Annotated in this window: 13 protein-coding genes and 1 pseudogene; 6 read left to right on the top strand and 8 right to left on the bottom strand. The window is 66.3% G+C overall.

Annotation, left to right across the window (positions count from 1 at the left end):
• Nucleotides 1–2: 2 nt before the first annotated feature.
• From EP7_RS19950 to EP7_RS19935, 4 genes are all read right to left on the bottom strand, one after another.
• The gene (locus EP7_RS19950) at nucleotides 3–851 is read right to left on the bottom strand and encodes a sugar phosphate isomerase/epimerase family protein (protein ID WP_463523909.1); all 849 of its coding nucleotides are present in this window, start codon (nucleotides 849–851) and stop codon (nucleotides 3–5) included.
• Between the two features lie 94 nt (nucleotides 852–945).
• The gene (locus EP7_RS19945) at nucleotides 946–2,088 is read right to left on the bottom strand and encodes a Gfo/Idh/MocA family protein (protein ID WP_463523908.1); all 1,143 of its coding nucleotides are present in this window, start codon (nucleotides 2,086–2,088) and stop codon (nucleotides 946–948) included.
• A gap of 120 nt (nucleotides 2,089–2,208) precedes the next feature.
• Complete coding sequence (locus tag EP7_RS19940) at nucleotides 2,209–3,264, bottom strand: TIM barrel protein (protein WP_463523907.1); 1,056 nt, start codon at nucleotides 3,262–3,264, stop codon at nucleotides 2,209–2,211.
• Between the two features lie 161 nt (nucleotides 3,265–3,425).
• Nucleotides 3,426–4,661, bottom strand: a complete 1,236-nt coding sequence (locus EP7_RS19935) for a hypothetical protein (protein ID WP_463523906.1) — start codon at nucleotides 4,659–4,661, stop codon at nucleotides 3,426–3,428.
• Nucleotides 4,662–4,987: 326 nt separating this feature from the next.
• Between EP7_RS19935 and EP7_RS19930 the strand changes: the two genes are divergently transcribed.
• Together EP7_RS19930 and EP7_RS19925 are read left to right on the top strand one after the other, a co-directional pair.
• Nucleotides 4,988–6,166, top strand: coding sequence for an FIST signal transduction protein (locus EP7_RS19930; RefSeq protein ID WP_463523905.1), 1,179 nt, complete (start codon nucleotides 4,988–4,990; stop codon nucleotides 6,164–6,166).
• Between the two features lie 4 nt (nucleotides 6,167–6,170).
• Nucleotides 6,171–7,238 carry a dienelactone hydrolase family protein gene (locus tag EP7_RS19925; protein WP_463523904.1) on the top strand — a complete coding sequence of 356 codons (1,068 nt, stop codon included), beginning with the start codon at nucleotides 6,171–6,173 and terminating at the stop codon, nucleotides 7,236–7,238.
• Nucleotides 7,239–7,262: 24 nt separating this feature from the next.
• On the opposite strand, the gene EP7_RS19920 is transcribed toward EP7_RS19925, so the two are convergent.
• A complete protein-coding gene (locus EP7_RS19920) occupies nucleotides 7,263–8,684 on the bottom strand; it encodes a sigma-54-dependent transcriptional regulator (protein WP_463523903.1) in 1,422 nt (473 codons plus the stop codon).
• Nucleotides 8,681–10,042, bottom strand: a complete 1,362-nt coding sequence (locus EP7_RS19915; protein WP_463523902.1) for a sensor histidine kinase — start codon at nucleotides 10,040–10,042, stop codon at nucleotides 8,681–8,683. Before EP7_RS19915 ends, EP7_RS19920 begins: the two co-directional genes overlap by 4 nt.
• A gap of 137 nt (nucleotides 10,043–10,179) precedes the next feature.
• On the opposite strand from EP7_RS19915, the gene EP7_RS19910 reads away from it, so the two are divergent.
• Complete coding sequence (locus EP7_RS19910) at nucleotides 10,180–11,433, top strand: glycosyltransferase family 4 protein (protein WP_463523901.1); 1,254 nt, start codon at nucleotides 10,180–10,182, stop codon at nucleotides 11,431–11,433.
• Nucleotides 11,434–12,379: 946 nt separating this feature from the next.
• Here the strand turns inward: EP7_RS19910 and EP7_RS19905 are convergent.
• A pseudogene (locus EP7_RS19905) lies at nucleotides 12,380–12,979 on the bottom strand (ArnT family glycosyltransferase); the annotation flags it as partial.
• Between the two features lie 191 nt (nucleotides 12,980–13,170).
• On the opposite strand from EP7_RS19905, the gene EP7_RS19900 reads away from it, so the two are divergent.
• Nucleotides 13,171–14,472, top strand: coding sequence for a hypothetical protein (locus tag EP7_RS19900; RefSeq protein WP_463523900.1), 1,302 nt, complete (start codon nucleotides 13,171–13,173; stop codon nucleotides 14,470–14,472).
• Between the two features lie 4 nt (nucleotides 14,473–14,476).
• Here EP7_RS19900 and EP7_RS19895 read toward each other — a convergent pair whose 3' ends face one another.
• The gene (locus EP7_RS19895; RefSeq protein WP_463523899.1) at nucleotides 14,477–15,694 is read right to left on the bottom strand and encodes a mannosyltransferase family protein; all 1,218 of its coding nucleotides are present in this window, start codon (nucleotides 15,692–15,694) and stop codon (nucleotides 14,477–14,479) included.
• A gap of 349 nt (nucleotides 15,695–16,043) precedes the next feature.
• Between EP7_RS19895 and EP7_RS19890 the strand changes: the two genes are divergently transcribed.
• Both EP7_RS19890 and EP7_RS19885 read left to right on the top strand, forming a co-directional pair.
• Nucleotides 16,044–17,351 (top strand): DUF1501 domain-containing protein, encoded by a 1,308-nt coding sequence (locus EP7_RS19890; protein ID WP_463523898.1) that lies wholly within the window; start codon nucleotides 16,044–16,046, stop codon nucleotides 17,349–17,351.
• Between the two features lie 155 nt (nucleotides 17,352–17,506).
• Nucleotides 17,507–19,999 (top strand): PPC domain-containing protein, encoded by a 2,493-nt coding sequence (locus tag EP7_RS19885; RefSeq protein ID WP_463523897.1) that lies wholly within the window; start codon nucleotides 17,507–17,509, stop codon nucleotides 19,997–19,999.
• Nucleotides 20,000–20,108: the final 109 nt, after the last annotated feature.

Here is a 20,108-nt window from a genome sequence, read left to right as displayed (position 1 = left end):
AGTCAGGCGATGCCGCCCTTCGACTTCATGAACGCCAGCCCATCCTTGCAGAGTCCCATCGCGTCCGGGAACAGGTCGCGCCAGACCTTCGTTGCCGCCGCCAGGGCCGGCAACGCCCGACCGAACGCTTCGATCGTCAGATAGCCGTCGTAACCGCTCGCCTTGATCGCCGAGAAGTAGCCGTCCCAGTCCACCTGGCCGGTCCCCGGGACGCCCCGGTCGTTCTCGGAACAGTGAATGTGAATCACCTTGTCGATGCATGACTCGATCGCCGACGCCTGACCCTTCTCCTCGATGTGCGCGTGGAAGCTGTCATACATCATCCGCACATTCGGATGGTTCACCTTGGTCACGAACTTCGCCATATCCGCCGCGGTCGTCTGGAAGTAATTCTCGAAGCGGTTGAGATACTCCATCGCGATCCGCACCTTGCCGGCCTGGGACACATCGCCGAAGGCGCGCATCGTCTCGGCCCCGTGCTCCAGCTCCTCGGCCGTCGGCCCGTTGCCCGAGAAGACGCCGATCGCCGAGTGGACTGGCCCGCAGAGGATCTCGCAGTCGAACGCCGAGCAGCATTCGATCACCTTCGTCATGTGCCCGACGGCCGCCTTGCGGATCGCCGGATCGGGCGAGATCGGGTTTGCCGCCTCGCCCATCACCGTCACCGCGGTGGCGCCCAGGCCGAGCGACTTCAGCCGCTTGCCCAGCCGCTCGTAGGGGGCCGTGCTGTCCACGTTGAAGACGGGGACCTCGACGCTGTCGAAGCCCAACGCCTTGAGCTGGTCGAGCACCCCGTCGTGCTCGGGCCCGACCTCGGTCGTCCAGAGCAGCAGGTTCATGCCGGTTTTCATCGGGTTATTCCTCGGGATCTCAGGTCTTGAACGAACGAGAGGGCCGAGGTTCCTCGCGGACGCCTCGACCCCCTTGAAGAAAGTGCGACTTGAATCAAACGGGCACGACGGTCTGCCACTGGCCGACCTCGGCCGAGTCGAGGACGGCGTCGCAGACGGCCTGGGTTTCCAGGGCCTCGCGGAAGGTCGGGCTGGTCGGCTTGCCGTCGCCCAGGTTCTGGAGGAAGTCGGCGACCTGATGGACGAAGGTATGCTCGTAGCCGATCTGGAGGCCCGGGACCCACCAGTTCTTCATGTAGGGATGGTCGCTATCGCTGACGTGGATCGACTTCCATCCCCGGAGGATCGACTCGTCCTTGTAGTCGAAGTATTCGAGGCGGTGCAGGTCGTGCAGGTCCCACTTGATCGAGCCGTTCTCGCCGTTGATCTCGAAGGTGTTGAGCGCCTTGTGGCCGCGTGCGTAGCGAGTCGACTCGAACAGGCCGAGCGATCCATTCGCGAACCGGCAGAGGAAGGCGCAGGCGTCGTCGATCTTGACCGCCTGAACCTTGCCCGTCGCGGTGTGGGTCCGCTCCTTGATGAAGGTCTCGGTCATGGCGCTAACGGTGCTGATGCTGCCGTTGAGCCAGAGGGCCGTGTCGATGCAATGGGCGAGAAGGTCGCCGGTCACGCCCGAGCCGGCCGCGGTGGCGTCGAGCCTCCAGAGGCCCGCACCGCCCTGGGGCAGGTCGGCCGAGATGGTCCAGTCCTGGAGGAAGTTGGCTCGGTAGTGGAAGATCCGGCCCAGGCGACCCTCGTCGATCAGCTTCTTGGCCAGGGTCACGGCCGGGGCCCGGCGGTAGTTGTACCAGACGGTGTTGGCCACGCCCGCCTTCTCGACCGCCTCGACCATTGGCAGCGACTCTTTCAGGTCGCGGGCCAGCGGCTTCTCGCAGAGGACCATCTTGCCCGCCTGCGCGGCGGCGATGGCGATCTCGGCGTGCGAGTCATTGGGCGTGCAGATGTCGATCGCGTCGATATCCTTGCGCTCGATGACCTTGCGCCAGTCGGTCTCAAATCCCTCGTACTGCCACTTCTCGGCGAACTTCTTCGCCCCCTCGGCGGTCCGGCCGCAAACGACCTTGAGGACCGGGCGGTACGGCACGTCGAAGAAGTCGTTGACCCGCTTGTAGGCGTTGGAGTGGGTCCGGCCCATGAAGCCGTAGCCGATCAGGCCGATGTTCAGTGGCTTGAGCATCGAAGTCTCGAATCCTCGGTGGTCTGTGATCGGCGGGGCCCGATGGGCCAGCCCGGGTTGAGTCGTACCGGCGATTCATTCGGATCGAGCGGGACAAAGGCCGTCCGGCTCGGTGTCGGCTCAGGCATTCCAGCCGTGGGCGTCGCGGACGGCGATCATGGCGGCCAGGATGTCATTCCAGGTCTTCGGGTTGTGCATCACGGCGTTGGGGAACATGCAGCCGTCCCAGCAGATATGCTTGAACGCCTTGGTCACCTGTCCCGCTCCGTCACGCATCCAGTAGCCAGCGTGGCGTGTGATGTCCAGCTTGCCGTTGGGGTCGTCGGCCAGGCAATGCCGTCCCGTGTGGTCGTGCGATCCCGAGCCGAAGACTGTCGCATCGTTCTGGGCGATGTGGAAGTCGATCGTCCAGGGGCGCAGGGCATCGGTCAGTGTCTTGTAGGCGGAATCGAGGACGGCCGGGTCGGACCAGTCGTATCCCTCGGGCAAGATCCGGTGCTCGGGGGCATTCTCGCCGAGGGTGTAGAGCAGTGTGTGGGCCATGTCGGCCTGGAAGCCGACGGTCTCGGGCTCGCCCACCCGTTCCAGGAGGTCAACCATCGTCTTCCACGAATGGATGCCGCCCCAGCAGATCTCGCCCTCGACGGCCAGCCGCTCTCCGAAACCGCGGGCGATCTTGGCGGCTTCCTTGAAGGTCTTGGCGATTTTGACCTGGTTCCCCTCGGGGTCAGCCGCCCACTCGCTCGGGCTGCACGCCGTGTCGATCCGGACCACGCCGTAGGGGCGGATGCCGAGGCTCTTGAGGGTCGCCGCGATCTGGCAGCCCTTCTTGACCTGCTCCAGGAACTTGGTGCGCCCCTCGCCCTCATCCATCGCCGAACCGCCGCCGGTGGGCGGCCAGACGGGTGCGACGACCGACCCGATGACCAGGCCCTTGGAAGCGACCTTATCGGCCAGCGCCTTCAGGTCGTCCGCGGTCGAGTCGATGTCGACGTGTGGTGCGAACAGGAAGAGGTCCACGCCATCGAACTTGATGCCATCGACTTCGGCGGCCGCCGTCAGGTCGAGCATCGTGTCGAGCGGGATGGCGGGCTCGGAGCCTTCGCCTTTGCCGACGACGCCGGGCCAGGCGGCGTTGTGGAGCTTGGGGAAGTTGTTCGGATGCTTGGCGCTCATCGTTGGTCCGGCCTTTCTGCGGCGGAAATCAATGGCTTCGACCGATCCCGTTCCGTGAGACATCCATCCCTGAGGACAAGACACGGCGGCGATGCGAGGCAGGCCGGCCGTCTAGGTTCCCGGCGACGGCCGGCCTGCGAATCACAAATCGCCCTGTCGGATCAGGCCTTCTTGCGGTAGTCGCCCACGTTCGGCAAGACGCTGTGGACGTCCGGGCCGAAGTAGCGGAGGCTGACGAAGGGATCGGCACCTTTGTTCACGAAGGTGACCCCTTCCTTGGCACGCGTCGCCGTGATGAAGACCTCGTCCTTGGTCACCTCGCCGAAGCGGATGAAGACGGGGCAATCCACCTCGAGCTTACCGATGGTGCCGCGCCCCTGGGTGACGATCAGGCCCGAGGCCCCGTCGTCCTTGATCGTGGCGCTGCCGCCTGGCTCGATCGTCAGCTCGCGGGCGCTGAAGACCTGCTTGCCATCCACAAGGCCGTAGACGATCCACTTGTCGACATACCCCTGGCCTTCGCCGCCCGAGTGGACGATCGGCTCCAGATAGTTGTTTGCCTTGAAGTTGGGATCGACGTTCTTCTCCCAGTCGAGCTGCTCGACCAGGTAATCGAGGTCGTGGTGATTGTCCTCGGGCACGTCTTTGACGAGCAGGTCCCAGGGGACGCGGCGGCCTTCGACCATCGACTGATACATGCCGAAGACGTCGGAGCCCCACTGCGGCTCGTAGGTCACCAGCGAGCCGGGGGCGTGCAGCACGGCCGGCGGGATCAGCCAGCCGGTGCCGGGCTTGAGACGGTAGGCCTTCGAGTAGTCGAGGATCCCGTTGTCGCCCTCATTCCAACGCTCCAGGCAGCGGCGGATCTCTTCCTTGGTCGTGCCGGGCTCGAAGCCCATGAACGTATAGGGGAAGTTGTTACCGCTGGGGTTGAGCTGGGGCGGGAAATAATAGCTCTCGGGCTTGCCCTCGCGGCCGAGCTTGGCGGCCTGCTCGGCGGTCTGGTGCATGTGGTGGGGGATCGGCCCCAGGTTATCGAAGAACTTGCTGTAGACGGGCCACTTCTTGTACTTGTCCCAGATCGGCTTGCCGATCATCTCGGGGCCATGGGCGTCGACAGCATCTTTGAGTGTGAACTTGGCCCCCTCGTGGACGACATAGCTGAGCCCCTCGTCCGCGGGGGCTCCCTCGTTGGCCGCGGCGGTGGTCGAGGAGAACCAGCGCTCGTCGATGCCTCCTCGGTGGGTGCCCAGGGCATACAAGTCTTGCTTAGCAAGCTTGATGCGCGCGCCTGGCATCAGGAAAGAGCGGGGGACCCAGGTGGGGGCCAGCCGGAGGATGCCTTCGCCCGCTTCCAGCGCCGCGCGAGCTTGCGCGGCCACGTTCTGATCGCTCATCCGTCGCCCTTTCCGGCACACCCGAGGTCATCTCGACCCGGCCGCGAGGAAGCACGTCGCCGCGCGGCGTCTGCGGGCGGCCCAGTGCTATTGCGTTGCGGACTCCCGCCGTGGCCCAGGGGGGACCACGGCCACGACCGGTCCGCGCCGGGGAGAACCGTTCTAAAGGCGCACATCGCTCGACGCAAGCAAAATCTCAGGCGCGTTCACGCCTAAGACGACGGGCCGCGCGGTCTGGGGCGCTCCTGACTCCCGAGACGGCCGGCCGGTCGATAAACTGATCTTCAGATGGCACGACCGCCCGCCCCCGACGAGGTCCGACCGAGATGAAGTGCGCATCGGCCCTTTCGACCGCCAGGAATTCCGATGAGGCGCTCGCCGAGGTGCTCGAGCGCGCGGCCTCCCAACTCGGCAAGCCGGCGACGGGCGACCTGGCCGTCGTCTTCTCCTCGGCCCATCACGCCGACTCGTTCGCGGCCATCGGCGAGGCGATCCGGGCGCATGGCCTGGCTCGGGTCGTCATCGGCTGCACGAGTGAATCGATCATCGGCGAGGGCCAGGAAATCGAGGGGGCGACGGCCCTGAGCCTCTGGATCATGCAGAGCCCATGTGCCGAGCTTGAACCGCTGCGGTTCGAGCATCGGGCCGGCGGCTTCGACGGCTGGCCCGATTCGCTGGCAACGAATGCGGACACCGCGGGCCAGGCGCTCATCATGCTGGGCGACCCGTTCACCTTCCCGACCGAGGAATGGCTCGAAGCGGTCAGGACCAGGCAGCCGCACCTGCCCGTCTTCGGCGGGATGGCCAGCGCCGGGCGTGCGCCAGGCGTGAACCGCTTCATTCTCGACCGCGAGAGCTATCTCGATGGCGCCGTCGGCGTCAGGATCGGCGGGAATGCCTGGGTCCGACCTGTCGTCAGCCAGGGGTGCCGGCCGATCGGCGAGCCGTTCGTGGTCACCAAGGTGGAAGGAAATCTGCTGCGCGAGCTAGGCGGTCTCCCCGCGCTCGAACGACTCAAGGAGGTCTTCGAGGAGCTCGACTCCGTGGACCAGGAACTCATCCGCGAAGGACTTCACGTCGGCCGGGCCGTCGACGAATATCGCGACACCTTCGGGCGCGGCGACTTCCTGATCCGCAACGTCATGGGGGCCGACAAAACGGGGGCCTTAGCGCTCGGGGATCACGTGAAGGTCGGTCAGACCGTCCAGTTCCACGTGCGAGACGGCGACGCGGCTGACGAGGATCTGCGCGACCTGCTGGAAAGTGACGCGCTGGACCACCCCTCGGAGCGGCCTGCCGGTGCCCTCCTGTTCAGCTGCAATGGCCGCGGATCTCGTTTGTTCAATATCGAGAATCACGACATTTCGGCCGTCCAGAACCTTCACGGACCGATTCCCGTGGCCGGCTTCTTCGCCATGGGGGAGATCGGCCCCATAGGCGGCAAGAATTTTCTCCACGGATTCACCGCGAGCCTGGCCCTTTTCGGACAGCGTCCGGGAGTCTGATCCGTTGAGACCCGCCATCGACATGCCAGGGCGTGACGAGCCGGACGAAGGCCTGGAACCCTCCTGGTTCGTCGAGGCTCAGCGGAAACCGGCGCGATTGCCCGCGTCCGCCGACAGGCCTGCTCCGCTCCTCTTCGACCAGGAGCACAAGCCGATCGGCACGAGTGCCGACTGGCGGCGTCACCGATCCGCCCTGCGTGGCCGCTGGCTCGAATTCCTGGGAGAGATCCCCAGGCCCCAAGCCCCTCCCAGGCCGCGCGTACTCCAGCGAGAGGAGTTGGACGGCGGCGTCATCCGTCAGAGGGTCGTCTACGAAGCCGAGCCGGGATTCCCGGTGGAGGCGTATATCCTCGAGCCGGCGAGCGAAGCGACCCGGAAACGACCGGGAGTCGTGGTGCTGCACTCGACGACTCCCGAAACAATCCGCCAGCCTGCGGGGCTCGCCGGCGAGGCCGAGAAGCACATCGGCCTCCACCTGGCGAGGCGCGGCTATGTCGCCATCTGCCCCCGATGTTTCCTCTGGGAGTACGGCGATCGCAAGGATCTGCGCACGGCGGTCGATTGGCTCAATCGCCGGCACCCCGGCGTCACCGGCATGGCCAAGATGCTCTTCGACGCGGGAAGGGCCCTGGACGTGCTGGCGGCCTGGCCCGGGGTCGACCCTTCGAAAATGGGCGCGATCGGCCACTCGCTGGGAGCGAAGGAGGCGTTGTATCTCGCCGCGTTCGACGAGCGGGTGCGTGCGGCCGTCTTCAGCGAGGGGGGAATCGGCCTCTCGTATTCGAACTGGGAAGCCCCCTGGTATCTGGGTGAGGCGATCCGTCGCCCCGGGTTTTCGCTCGACCACGCACAGGTGATGGCACTTGTGGCGCCCCGCTCCTTCCTCATCGTTGGGGGCGACTCGGCCGACGGCGATGCCTGTTGGCCTTACGTCGAGACCACCAAGCCAGTCTGGGCGTTGGAAGGGGCCCCGACTGCGGTCGGCCTGGTCAACCACCGGATGGGGCACGCCTTCCCGTCACTTGCACAGTCTCGCTCGTATCAATGGCTGGATTGGTGGCTGGCTCACTGAGGATCGCCGTTCGGACGTTGATCGTCAGGTCTCGCGAAGGCCAAGCTCTTCCAGCTTCCGGTAAAGCGACGAGAGGCCGAGGCCCAGCCGCCGCGCGGCCTCACGCTTGTCATCCGGGTGCCTGCCCAGGACCCTGCGGATGTGCTCGCGTTCATACGCCCGCATCGAGGCGCGGAGGTCTTCGCTGTCGAGAGGGTCCGAATCGCCGCCCCTCGATCCGTCGTCGCCGAGCCCGGGCGGCAAGTCCTCGGTCCCCAACACGGGGCCGTCGCCCAGGATCACGGCGCGTTCGAGGACGTTGTCCAGCTCGCGCACATTCCCCTTCCAGGGGGCGGCCATCAGGCACCTCATCGCCGCGTTGTCCACCCCATTGGCCCGCCGACCAAGTCGGATCGAATGTTTGGAGAGGAGGGCTGCGACCAGCGCGGGGATGTCTTCGCGGCGGTCGCGAAGGGGGGGCAGGGCGATCGAGACCACGTTGAGGCGATAGTACAGATCGGCGCGAAACTGACCGGCGGCCACCTCGGCATCCAGGTCCTTGTTGGTCGCGGCCACGATCCGGGCGGCGATCGACTGGGCCCGGATCGCCCCGACGGGGAGCACCTCCTTGTTCTCGATCGCCCGCAGCAGCTTGGCCTGAGTCAGCAGCGGCAATTCGCCGATCTCATCGAGGAACACGGTCCCCCGGCCGGCCGCGGCGAACAGCCCCGCCTGATCGCGGTCGGCGCCGGTGAAAGCGCCACGGACGTGGCCGAAGAGCTGGTTTTCCAGCAAATCATGCGGGATCGCGGCGCAGTTAATGGCCAGGAACGGGCTATCGGGGTCGGCCCCCTGCGCGTGCAGGGCATGGGCGACCAGCTCCTTGCCGGTCCCGCTCTCGCCCGTGATGAGGACGTTGCTCCGCGTCGGCCCGATCTTGGCGATCAGGTTCTTGACCGCCTTCATGGGGGGGCTGTCGCCGATGAGCGTCTCGTCCCGGTAGGGGGCGTTGAGCTGGCGCCTGAGCGCCTGGTTCTCACGCATCAAGAGACGCAGGTCCATCAGGCGGTCGACCTTCGCCAGCAATTCTTCGAAGATCACTGGCTTCATCAGGTAATCTTGTGCCCCGCGGTGGAACGCGGCCACGGCGTTCTCGACGGTGGCATAGGCGGTGATCATCAGCACGAGCGTGTCGGGCCGGATGGCAAGCATCCGGTCGAGCAGGGTCAGGCCGTCGATCCCTGGGAGTTGCACGTCGCACAGGACGATGTCGGGCTCGAAGGACTCGGCCAGGACCAGGGCGGTCCGGCCATCGCCCGCTGCGCAGACCTCGAATCCCTCGCCCTGGAGGAATTCCAGGAGCATCGCCGCCAGCACCTCCTCGTCGTCGATGACGAGGATACGTCCCTTCAACGATTGCCCCGGACCCTGCTCCGGGCCGGACTCTCGCGGATTTGTGCGGCTCATTCGTCGGCCCCTCCGCCCGTCGCGATGCCCGCGGGCGTCAGGCTCTGAGGATGCGGCGCCGGGGCGATCTCGGTCGGTAGTCTCAAGACGAAGCACGATCCCTCTCCCTGAACGCTTCTGAAGACGAGCGTCCCGCCCATCTCGCTGACAATCTGACGGCAGACGAACAGGCCCAGGCCCGTCCCTCGCGGCTTAGTGGTGAAATAGGCCTGGAACAGGCGGATCTGGTCCGCAGGGGCGATCCCCTGGCCGTCGTCGGCGACACTGAGCTCGATCCAGCCGTCTCCTACTCGTTCGGTCAGCTGGATCGTCCCACCCTTGCTCGCCGTCGCGTCGATCGAGTTGATGACCAGATTCAAGATCACCTGGGTGACGTGATCGCGTACCCCCCGAAGCAGGGGGATGTCGCGACTCAGGTCGTTGACGATCGTCGGCTGCTTGGTCCTGTGGTAATACTTTGCGATCCCCAGTGCATCGTCCACCGCGTCGGCCAGGGCGAACCGGGCGACGACCGTGGAGGCGGGCCGTGCGAAGGTGATCAGCTCGCGGATGGTGCGCTGGATCCGGTCGAGCTGTCTGCCGGCCAGGTCGAGCTTCTCCGCTGCATAGGCATCGGGTTGGTGCCGCCTGAGCATCTGGACCAGGGAGCTGAGTGCAGCCAGCGGATTACCCACCTCGTGCGCGATGCCCGCGGAGAGGAGCCCGAAGGCGGCCATCTTCTCGTGCTGGATCATCCTCGCCTGGGACGCCCTGAGCGCCTCGGATCGCTCCAGGACCCGACGCTCAAGCTCATCCCGGGTAACCTCCAGGGCCTGATTCGTCTGCGCCAGCCGAGTCCCGGTGTCTCGCAAGACGCCCGCAAGCGAGGCGCTCGCCCAGGTCACCCAGGCCAGGATCGCCAGCGTCTGCGGAAGGCTCGAGACCAGCGCCCCTCGGTCCGGGCTCAATGAGAAATAAAGCGCCAGGATGCTCAGGGTGTGGCACCCCAGTGTCAGCCAGGCCATCGAGGGCGAGTAGCGGATGGCACAGCAAATCAAGGAGAGCAGATAATACCAGCGGAAGGGGCTGTCGAGCCCTGTATCGTGGTAGCAGAGCAGCATGATGAAGAGCGACTCCATCAGCGAAACGAACAGCGGAGCGCGCTTGAGGAAGACCTCGCCTAGCCGGTAGAACACCGTGTCGAGCGCCGCATACCCGGCCCCGAGCGCGAGGAACGCCCTCACGGCGCTCGGGTCATATAACCCGGTCCGCGTCTGCACCAGAACGTATCCCATCACGATCCCGAACCAGCGGATCTTGACCACGATCGACTCGGTGGCCAGCTCCCACGCGAGTCGCTCGCTCGGCACATGCGGCATCCATCCTCCAAGCTCTCACCGAACCTTCGCGGCCGGAACACCGGCCCACGCTATTCTAAGATGCCGGCGCCCCGTCCGGTCACGAATCGATCGAACCGCACGGGTTTCCACCGCCGAGCCGAGAACGGACCCAGACGATGCGGCTGACCCTCGTCTCAGAAACCTACGCCCCGCAAGTCAACGGCGTCTCGCGCACCCTGGGCGAGCTCGTCCGCTGCCTGCGCGCCGCCGGCGACGTGGTCCAGCTCATCCATCCCGACTATGGCCGACCCCCCGAATCTCCCCACGATCAACTCGTCGCGACCCGGCCCTTGCCATTCTACCGAGAAGTCTCGCTGGCCCTCCCCCCCTTCGGTGCCGTCCATCGTGCCATCGACGCCTTCGGGCCAGACCTCATTCACATCGCCACCGAGGCCACCCTGGGCCTGAGCGTCCTTCGCCATGCCACACGCCGCCGGCTGCCTGTCGTCTCCAGCTTCCACACCAATTTCGACCAATATGGGGCGCATTATCGAGTCGGATGGATTGGCGGCCTGATCTGGCGCTATCTCCGGTGGTTCCATAATCGGACCTCGGAGACCTACGTCCCGTCCCGTTCGACCATCGCCGACCTCGAAGCCCGCGGATTCCGCCGCCTGGTGCTCTGGCCCCGTGGCGTCGACGCGCAACTTTTCCGCCCCGATCGACCGGAACGAGACGAGATTCGCCGGGCCCTGGGTTTCGCCCCAGACGCCCCCGTCATCGTCCACGTCGGCCGGCTCGCCCCGGAGAAGAACGTCGAATTCCTGGGCCAGGCCCTCGACCTCGTCGCGCGGGCCATGCCGCTCGCTCGAATCCTGATCGTCGGCGACGGCCCGAGCCGCCCCGCGCTGGAGGCCACGCTCGCCGATCGAGCCCGGTTTGTCGGCTACCGGACCGGCGACGACCTGGCCGATCACTTCGCGTCGGGCGACCTGTTCGCCATGACCAGCAAGACCGAGACCTTCGGCAACGTTGTCCTAGAAGCCATGTCCTGCGGCCTCCCCGTCGTTGGCATCGCGGCCGGTGGCGTGGGCGAAACCATCAAGGAGGGCCGGACTGGCCTGCTCATCCCGCCCGCCGCCCCTCCGTCTGCGCTGGCCGATCGCCTGACTGAACTGCTGGATGACGCCGTCGAACGACGAAGAATGGCCGATGCTGCGCGGCAATACGCCCTGAGCCAGAGCTGGCACGCCATCATGGGCGACCTTCGGTCGTCGTATCTCCGGGTCATCGCGGGGCAGGGGCAATCGTCGGGCGCTTTGCCCGTTCGAATTCCGCATATCGACCCTGAGCCACCCAGAAGCCACGGCCGTCCGGCGCCTGTGGGAACATCGGCGATCGCAGATAGCCCGCCTCGAGATAGGCCCTGAGCGCCGGGAACGGGGGATCGCCGGCCAGCACGAACTCAGGTGGTCGGCTCCGCAGGTCGTCCATGATCCGCTCCAGCCTCGGCCCGATTAGCGGGTGCCCCTTCAAGGCGAACGCCTTCATCAAGGGGTCGGCGAAAAAATGCCGCGAAACTCCGTCGAGGTCTCCGTAGATGAAGATCGGGCTCTGCCAGCCCCAGAGGAAGAGTTTCGGATCATCCCAGCCAATCGTCCGCCGGGCGATCTCGCGGCCCATCTCCCGCAGCATCACCCACTGTCCCCCCCCTTTGTCGTCGATCGTCAGCTTGACGGGGTCTTTAAGCAGATATTCCCGGACTTGAATCCAGCCGGTTGTCAGGAGCACCGCCGCCGGCACGAGCGCAAGAAAGGCTGCGGCCAGACGTCGGTATGGCCGGATTCCTCTCGCTGCAATGTGTCCCAGATCGGACGACCAGAGGGCCAGGGCAACCGACACACCGGGCACTGGCAGCAAGTAATAGTGCTGCCAGAACAGGCCCGGCATGGCCACCTGCACCCAGGCAAGAATCGTCCAGGCAACGACCAACCTGCGTGGCCCGGTCGAACGCACCGTCGACAGCCAGAACAGGGCGGGCAATGACGCCAGCCAGGCTGGCCAGCATCCACGACCCCACCAGACCAGGTAATTCGTCCGGCCGAAGGGCGGGGGGAGCACCCCTTGCGGATCGGCGTTGCCGGTCAGGAGCCGCATCAGAAATGGCGGTGCATTGGCCTCTGGCGGGGTCTCCTTCGCCATCGTGAGCCCATAACGCACGACCTCCTCATACGCCGCACCGAGAGCACCCTGCCCGGCGAGCCACCCCGCGGCCAGCAAGACCGGGATGCTCACTCCGAGCAACACCGCAGCGACATCGCCAATTCGCCCGCGAGCGGCCCGCCCGCTCGTGACCGGCCGGAGCCAGGCACCCGCGATTAGCAGCGGGAACTCGGCGACGGCGACCTGCTTGAACAGGCAGGCCAGCCCCAGGCAGGCCCCAGAAAGGATGAGCGATCCCCGTCCCGGCCTGCCCCAGGCGAAGACCATGGCCGACAGAGCCGCCACCGAGAATGCGCTCACCTCATGTTCCAGGTTCGACCCATTGCCGAACAGGAATGGGTCGGTGCTCATCAGCACGAAGCAGAGTCCCGCCAGGCATGCCGCGACCGGGCCACTCAGCCGCAGACCCAGCCACCAGACCATGGCAACGGTGGCCAGAACGAAGGGGATCGGGATTAGGCGGACGACGAATTCTGGGTCCACGCCGGGCAAGGCCGCGAGCGTGAACAGCCAGTAGCCGGCGGGGGGCTTGGGCTCGGTCAGGTCGCGGTAAATCGCGTCGCCGCGCAGGAATTTACGCCCCGCGTAAACGTAAACCGCTTCGTCGCAATCAATCGGCTCCGACGCGACCGCGTGGATGGGCCAGACGTCCAAGCCGTAACGGTCGCGTAAGGCTGGGCTAAAGGTGTGGCCCCTCCACCAGAGCGCGAAGCCCAGGATTGCGACCAGCCCGACCAAAGCCCAGGCCGGCATCCTCCGGCCACTTCCCGGGGAGGTAGGCGGACCGTCACCCGCTGTTCTCGAACGATCCATGGCCGACACCCTCTTCGACGAACCCATCCCCGACTCGCCGCGCGCCGGCCGCCTGGATTATACTGCCAGCGGCCGGCGCAGCGAGCCCGCGGACGCACGGCCAAACCTGTCCCGAGCGCGACCAACCACCGATGCCCACGCCCATCTCCGCCTACCGCGCCCTGGGGCTCGGACTCGTCTACTGGCTGGCTCTCGCCGCCTTCGCCACCCAGCCCAGGCTCAGCGGAAACGTGTTCTCGCGGTACATGACCGTCGAGTCGATCGTTGAGCGCGGCACGCTCTCGATCGGCGATTCGCCGATGCTCGCCATGAGCGGTACGCCCGACCTGGCCCGCTTCGGCGGCCGGACTTACTCCGACAAGCCGCCGGTCCTCCCCGCGATCGGGGCCCTGGTTTACGCACCGCTGGCCCGCTCCGGCATCCGCTTCATGAGCTCGCCCCGCGATTTCAGCCGCGTCGACCGCATCCTGGTCATCGTGCTCGTCGGCCTCGGGTCGACCCTGGCCGTCGTCTCGCTCCGGCTGGCGCTCCAGTGGACCCGACTCTCGCGTAGGGTTTCGGACCTTCTCGCGCTCTCGATGGGGTTCGCGTCGCCGCTCTGGACCTATGCCGGCACGTTCAACAACCACAGCGTCGCCGCCGGCCTGATCATGGCGGCGATCGCACTGGTGATCCCAACCGACGCGGTTCGCAAATTCCGCCCGTTCCTCGCCGGGTTCCTGGCGTCCCTGGCCGCGACGATCGACCTGCCGGCCGGCGGCCTGGTCTGCGCCGGAATTCTGGCGATGCTCGCCATCGGTCGCCGCAACGTGCCGGTTGCCTTTCTTCTCGGCTGCCTGCCCCCGCTGCTGGTGCACATCGGGTTGCAGTCGATGGTGACAGGCTCTCCGCTGCCGGTGGAGATGTATCCGCAAGCCCTGGAATATCCAGGCTCCTATTGGACCACCCCCGAAGGACGCTGGGTCGAGCACGGCCCACGCTGGCGGTTCGCCCTGGAACTTTTGATCGGACCGCAAGGCTGGTTGACCGTCACGCCGGTCCTTGTGCTGGGACTGGCCGCGATGGCCCGTCTCCTCCAATCTCCGCGCGACGAGCCTTTGCAGCCGATCGCCCGGCTGACCACCGCCTGCCTTGTCATCCTCATCCTCTATTATGTCTGGGGAGTCCGCCGCACCGACTTCGCCGGCCAGTCGTTCGGGGTCCGCCACCTGCTGCCGATGGTCGGACCCGTCTGGCTATTCGCGGCATCGGCACTCGACCGCTGGAGAAACCCCGTCGTGTCGGCGCTATTCCTGGTGCTGCTGGTCATCAGCGGGATCTATTCCTGGAGCGGGCGGACGGACCCCTGGAGTCGGGTAGAGAGCCGCAACGACCCATCGATCCGGTTTCTCCAGAAGTTCGTGGCCTACCCGTGGTCGACCTACGCCCGATAGCGGCCTAGCCGACCCAGTACCAGTTGGCGAACTGCATCGTGAAGAACCCGAGGAACAGGGCCGAGGCGAAGATGATCAGGCGATCGACTCGTCGACTCTCTCCCCACCGGGCCAGCACCAGAAACGCGGGGAAGGCGACGCATTCGAGCCGCATCAGCGACTTCACGTTGGCCGTGGCCAGCGGGATCAGAATCAGGAGCCACGAGTAAATTGGCAGGCTGATGTCGGCCTTCCCCAGCAGGAAGAAGGGGAGGATCAGGAAGATGACCCCGGTGATGGCCTCCATCAACGTGATCGTGTTGACCAGGTTGCGCGGGAAGGTCCAGTCTCCGTCCAGCAAGGCGCGGATCAAGGGGACGAACGGCAGCGACGAGCTGCGACCCCAGGCCCCGTGGGCATGAATGAACGCCAAGGGATCGCCGACCTTCACATAGAGCATCGCCATGAACGTCAGCAGGCCCGCCGGGATGAACGACAGCCAGAGCATCCTGGGCGTGAACTTGACCTGCCCTCGCGCCAGGTTCCAGATCGTCCCCAGGCCGTAGGCCATCAGCAGGGCCATGCCCGTGGGCCTCGTCAGGGTGGCGAGCGCGCCCCAGATGGCCGACCTCGCGTAACGCCCCGACAGGTAGTGGTGGAACGAGGCCAGCGTCGTCAGCAGGAAGAGGCCCTCGGAGTAATAGGCCGAGAGGAAGAACGAGGTCGGGAAGGCCAGCATGTAGGCCATCATCCGCCTCGAGCCGTCGTCGCCCAGCATTGGCCGAGCGATGCGCAGCATGTAGACGAGCGCCGCCAGCAGCGAAACGTTCGACACGATCAGGCCGGCCGCCCAGTGGTTGCCGATGACCTTCGTCAAGGCCGAGGTCACGAGCGGGAACCCGGGGAAGAAGGCGACGGAACTCTGCCCCGCCTTCGCCGCATAGCCCTTGGTGACGATCAACTGGTACCAGCCGGCATCCCAGCGCACCCAGCTATCGAGCGCCTCATGATTGGGGAAGGCTTTCCAGGCGTAGGCGGGGTCCATCTGGGCGACCGGATTAAGCTGGGTCATCGAGACGCCCAGCATCTGGAACAGGAAGAGCACCCCGCGCCAGCAGACGAACGCCAGCGTCGCGGTCCCCACGTCGGCCGCAAGCTGAGACCAGAAACCGACTTCAGGGGCGTCGAATGCGCCCTGGTCGCGGTCATACCCCGGTGTTCGACCTGAGTCGCCTTCAATCATCGAATCGCCTCCTCCGCGATTGACGCCCAACAATGCGACGGACATCCATTTACGGCACGAGTATGGCGACCCGGAAGATTGATTTTCCATCCGCAGAGAATTGGCGCCAACGTCGCTTGCACTCATCGCGTATTAGGGGCAAGCCACCGCAAGCAAAGGTTGAACAACGGCCCTGGATCGCCAGCAAGCCAAGCCCGCCCCCCTAGCCCACCCGGACGACCCCAGACTTCGCCCCGCGCTGACTCTAACCGGCGAGATCCCGCTCTCGCCCTAACCGGCCGCTCGTCTCACGACCGCTCCGGCCGGGTCAGCAACGGGCTTCGGGATGACCCCGGAGGAGACCCAGTCGATGTTTGAAGGTATCTCACGTCGAGCATTCGGCCGGCGCGGCTTCCTGAGCGTCGGCACCTTCGGCATGGGGCTCACCCTCGCCGATCTCTTTCGGCACCAGGCCCACGCGGACCTGAAGAAATACGAGCCGATCAAGGCCAAGGCCGACTCGGTCATCCACATCTTCCTGCCCGGCGGCATCGCCCACCAGGAGACGTTCGATCCCAAGCCGTTCGCGCCGGTTGAATACCGAGGCGAGTTGGGGACCGTGCCGACGAAGATCGACGGCGAGGTCTTCTCCGAGACCCTGGTCAAGACGGCCCAGGTCGCAGACAAGCTCACCGTCATCCGGTCGATGACCCACGGCGAAGCCGCCCACGAGCGCGGCACGCACAACATGTTCACCGGGTACAGGCCTAGCCCGGCGCTGCAATTCCCGAGCATGGGCAGCGTCGTATCGCACGAGTTCGGCCCGCGCAACAACCTGCCGCCCTACGTCTGCGTCCCCAGCATCCCCAACGTCTACGCCGGAACCGGCTACCTCAGCTCCTCGTTCAGCCCGTTCAGCCTGGGGGCCGACCCGGCCGACGGCGGCTTCCGGGTGCAGGACCTCGACCTCCCCGCGGGCATCGACACCTCGCGGTTCTCCACCAGGCGCAACGTGCTCGAGGCGGTCAACGCCCACTTCGCCGAGAAGGAAAAGGGCGACGGCCTGGCCGCCATGGACAGCTTCTACGACCGGGCCTACAGCCTGCTCAGCTCGGAGAAGGCCCGGCAGGCGTTCGACATCAACGCCGAGCCCGCACCGCTCCGCGACGAGTACGGCCGTAACCAGGCTGGCCAGCGGATGCTGATGGCTCGCCGGCTTGTTGAGGCAGGGGCCCGCTTCGTCGTCCTGCAATACGGCGGCTGGGACATGCACACCGGGATCGCCGCCGGGATGCGAGGCTCGATGCCCGCCTTCGACCAGGCCTACGCCGCCTTGATCAACGACCTCTCGCGTCGTGGCCTGCTCGAGCGCACGGTCGTCATGGTCTCCAGCGAGTTCGGCCGTACCCCCAAGATCAATAAAGACGCCGGCCGCGACCACTGGCCCAAGGTCTTCTCGGTCGTCATGGCCGGTGGTGGGTTCAAGCAGGGCTATATCCATGGCGCCTCCAATGCCACCGCGACCGAGCCCGAACGAGACCCGATCGGCCCCGAAGACCTGGCGACGACGGTCTACCACCAGCTCGGGATCGTCGCCGACAAGGAATTGATGGCTCCCGGCGGCCGGCCGATCGAGATCGTCGACGGCGGCAAGGTTCGCACCGAACTCCTGGCCTGAACCGGCCAATGATTGGCGAGGGTCGGGCCGGCCGCCGCCGTTGCCGGGCCGTCCCTCGTCGGTCGTTCCGAATCCAACCGCTCGATGCCCGCTTGAGCGGGCCCTTCCCCCATTGACGCTCGACCGCAGGGGCGTCACCCACCCGAGAGACTTCCATGCGACATCGGCTGGCCCTCCTCTCCGGCGTGTCCCTCATCTTGCTCGCCGCGACCCACGCGCAGGCCGCCTCCCCCGGCTTCTCCGCCATCCGACCGGTCGGGGCCCAGCGCGGCGTTGAGATCGAGGTCAACCTGACGGGCGCCCGCCTGATCGACGCCAAGGAAGTTGTCTTCCACGAGCCCGGAATCTCCGTCACCAAGCTGACGGTGGTTAACGACGGCCACGTCAAGGCGATGTTCAAGATCAGCCCAGACGCCCGCCTCGGCCTATACGACCTACGGGTCCGGAGTGCCACGGGAGTCAGCGAGCTGCGCACGTTCAGCGTCGGACCCTATAAGGACGTCGCCGAGGTCGAGCCCAACAACGACTTCGCCAAGCCGCAGGTCATCGCCCTGGGCACCTGCGTCAACGGAGTGGCCGAGACCGAGGACGTCGATTACTTCGCCGTCGAGGCTAAGAAGGGCCAGCGCATCAGCGCGGAGGTCGAGGGGAACCGCGGCGGGATCTCGGCCTTCGACCCCTACGTCGGCATCATCAACGCCAAGCGGTTCGAGCTCTCCACCAGCGACGACCTGGCCCTCATCTGGCAGGACGGCTTCGCCTCGATCACCGCCCCCGAAGACGGCACCTACCTGATCCAGGTGCGCGAGAGTGCCTACGCCGGCAATGCCGCCTGCCTCTATCGCGTTCACATCGGCGACTTCCCGCGCTTCACCGCGACCATCCCCGCGGGCGGCAAGCCCGGCGAGAAGCTGGCGGTGAAGTGGATCGGCGACGTCCTCGGCGAGAAGACGACCGAAGTCACCATGCCCGCGACCGCCGACCGCAACTTCGGCCTGCTGGCCCAGGATGACAAAGGGGTCTCGCCCTACCCGAATATGTTCAGGCTCTCGGCGCTGACGAACGTCCTGGAAGTCGAGCCCAACGACAATCACGGGATCGCGACGAAATTCACCGCGCCGGGCGCCCTGAATGGGGTCATCGAGAAGCCCGGCGATGAAGACCATTTCGTCTTCGACGCCAAGAAGGGGCAGGTCTTCGACGTCCGCGTGTTCGCCAGGACGCTCCGCTCTCCCCTCGATCCCGTGCTCTTCATCGGCAAGAAAGGGCAGGGGGCGCTGGTCGGCAACGACGACAACCCCGGGCCGGACAGCTACATCCGGTTCACCGCCCCCGACGATGGCGAGTACGTCATCTGGGTCGTCGATCACCTGAAGAAAGGGTCGCCCGACTCGTTCTATCGGATCGAGATCGCCCCCGTCGAGGCGAAGCTGGTCATCAGCCCGGCCGTCGAGTCGCTCCAGCGCGGCGCGGGCCACATCGCCGCCGTCGTCCCGCGTGGCAACCGCTACGCGATCCTGCTTAACGCGGCCCGCAATGACTTCGGGGGCGACCTGAAGTTCGAGGCCCTCAACCTTCCCCCGGGCGTCACCTTCGAGGCCGACGCGATGAACGCGGCCATCGCCACCATGCCGGTCTTGTTCACCGCGACGGCCGATGCCGCCCCCGCCGGGTCGCTCGCCGCGATCCGAGGCAAGCCGGTCGATCCCAAGGTCATCGTCCCCGACGAGTTCACCCACACGGTTGACATGGTCCTCGGGCAGAACCAGATCCCGGTCTGGACACGCACGGTGGACAACATGGCCGTGGCCGTCACCGACGAGTGCCCCTACTCGATCGAGATCGTCGAGCCGAAGGTCCCCCTGGTTCGCGGCGGTTCGATGAACCTGAAGGTGATCGCCAAGCGGAAAGAGGGCTTCACCGCCCCGATCGCGGTGAGCCTGCCCTGGAACCCCCCGGGCGTCAGCTCGTCCGGCGGCATCGTTATCCCCGAGAAGGGGACCGAGGCCCTGATCCCGATCAATGCCGACGGCGGCTCGCCGCTGACGACCTGGAAGATCGTCGTCAACGGCTACTCGGGCATCGCCACCGGCCCCATCTACGTCTCGTCGCAGCTTGCCAAGCTCTCGGTCGCCGCCCCGTACGTCGCCCTGACGTATCAGTCGGCCAGCGTGGAGCAGGGCAAGGAAGTTGACATGCTCGTCAAGGTGGCCAAGGCCGCCGACTGGGACGGCCCCGCGCAGATCACGCTCATCGGCCTGCCCAACAAGGCGGTCACCGAGGTGAAGTCGATCACCAAGGACTCGACCGACCTGATCTTCAAGATCAAGACCGACGCGGCGACCCCGGCAGGCAACCACGCCAACCTCTTCTGCCAGGTCGTCATCACCCAGGCCGGCGAGCCGATCGTCCACAACATCGGCACCGGAACCCTCCGGGTCGACGCCCCGCTTCCCGCCAAGCCCAACGCCCCCGCCCCTGTTGCCGCGGCGGCCACACCGGCCCCAGCACCGGCGGCGGCCCCCCCCAAGCCACTGACTCGCCTGGAGAAGCTCCGCAAGGAGCACGCCGAGCGAGCCAAGGCCGCCGCCGCCGAGCCGGGCCCTGCTCCGGCACCGGCCCCCGCCACCGCTTCGGCCGCCCAGTAAGCCAGTACGCCGAACAAACCCACCACGCCGCGCGAAACGAACCCATCGCGGCGTGACGAAACGAACCCGCCGTCACGAAACGAACCCGAGCGGCGCCCCCCCGGGCGCA

The sequence above is a fragment of the Isosphaeraceae bacterium EP7 genome (genome assembly GCA_038400315.1).
Lineage (GTDB): Bacteria > Planctomycetota > Planctomycetia > Isosphaerales > Isosphaeraceae > EP7.
Note: the sequence above shows the minus strand (reverse complement) of the source record. Positions and strands in the feature narration are given on the sequence as shown.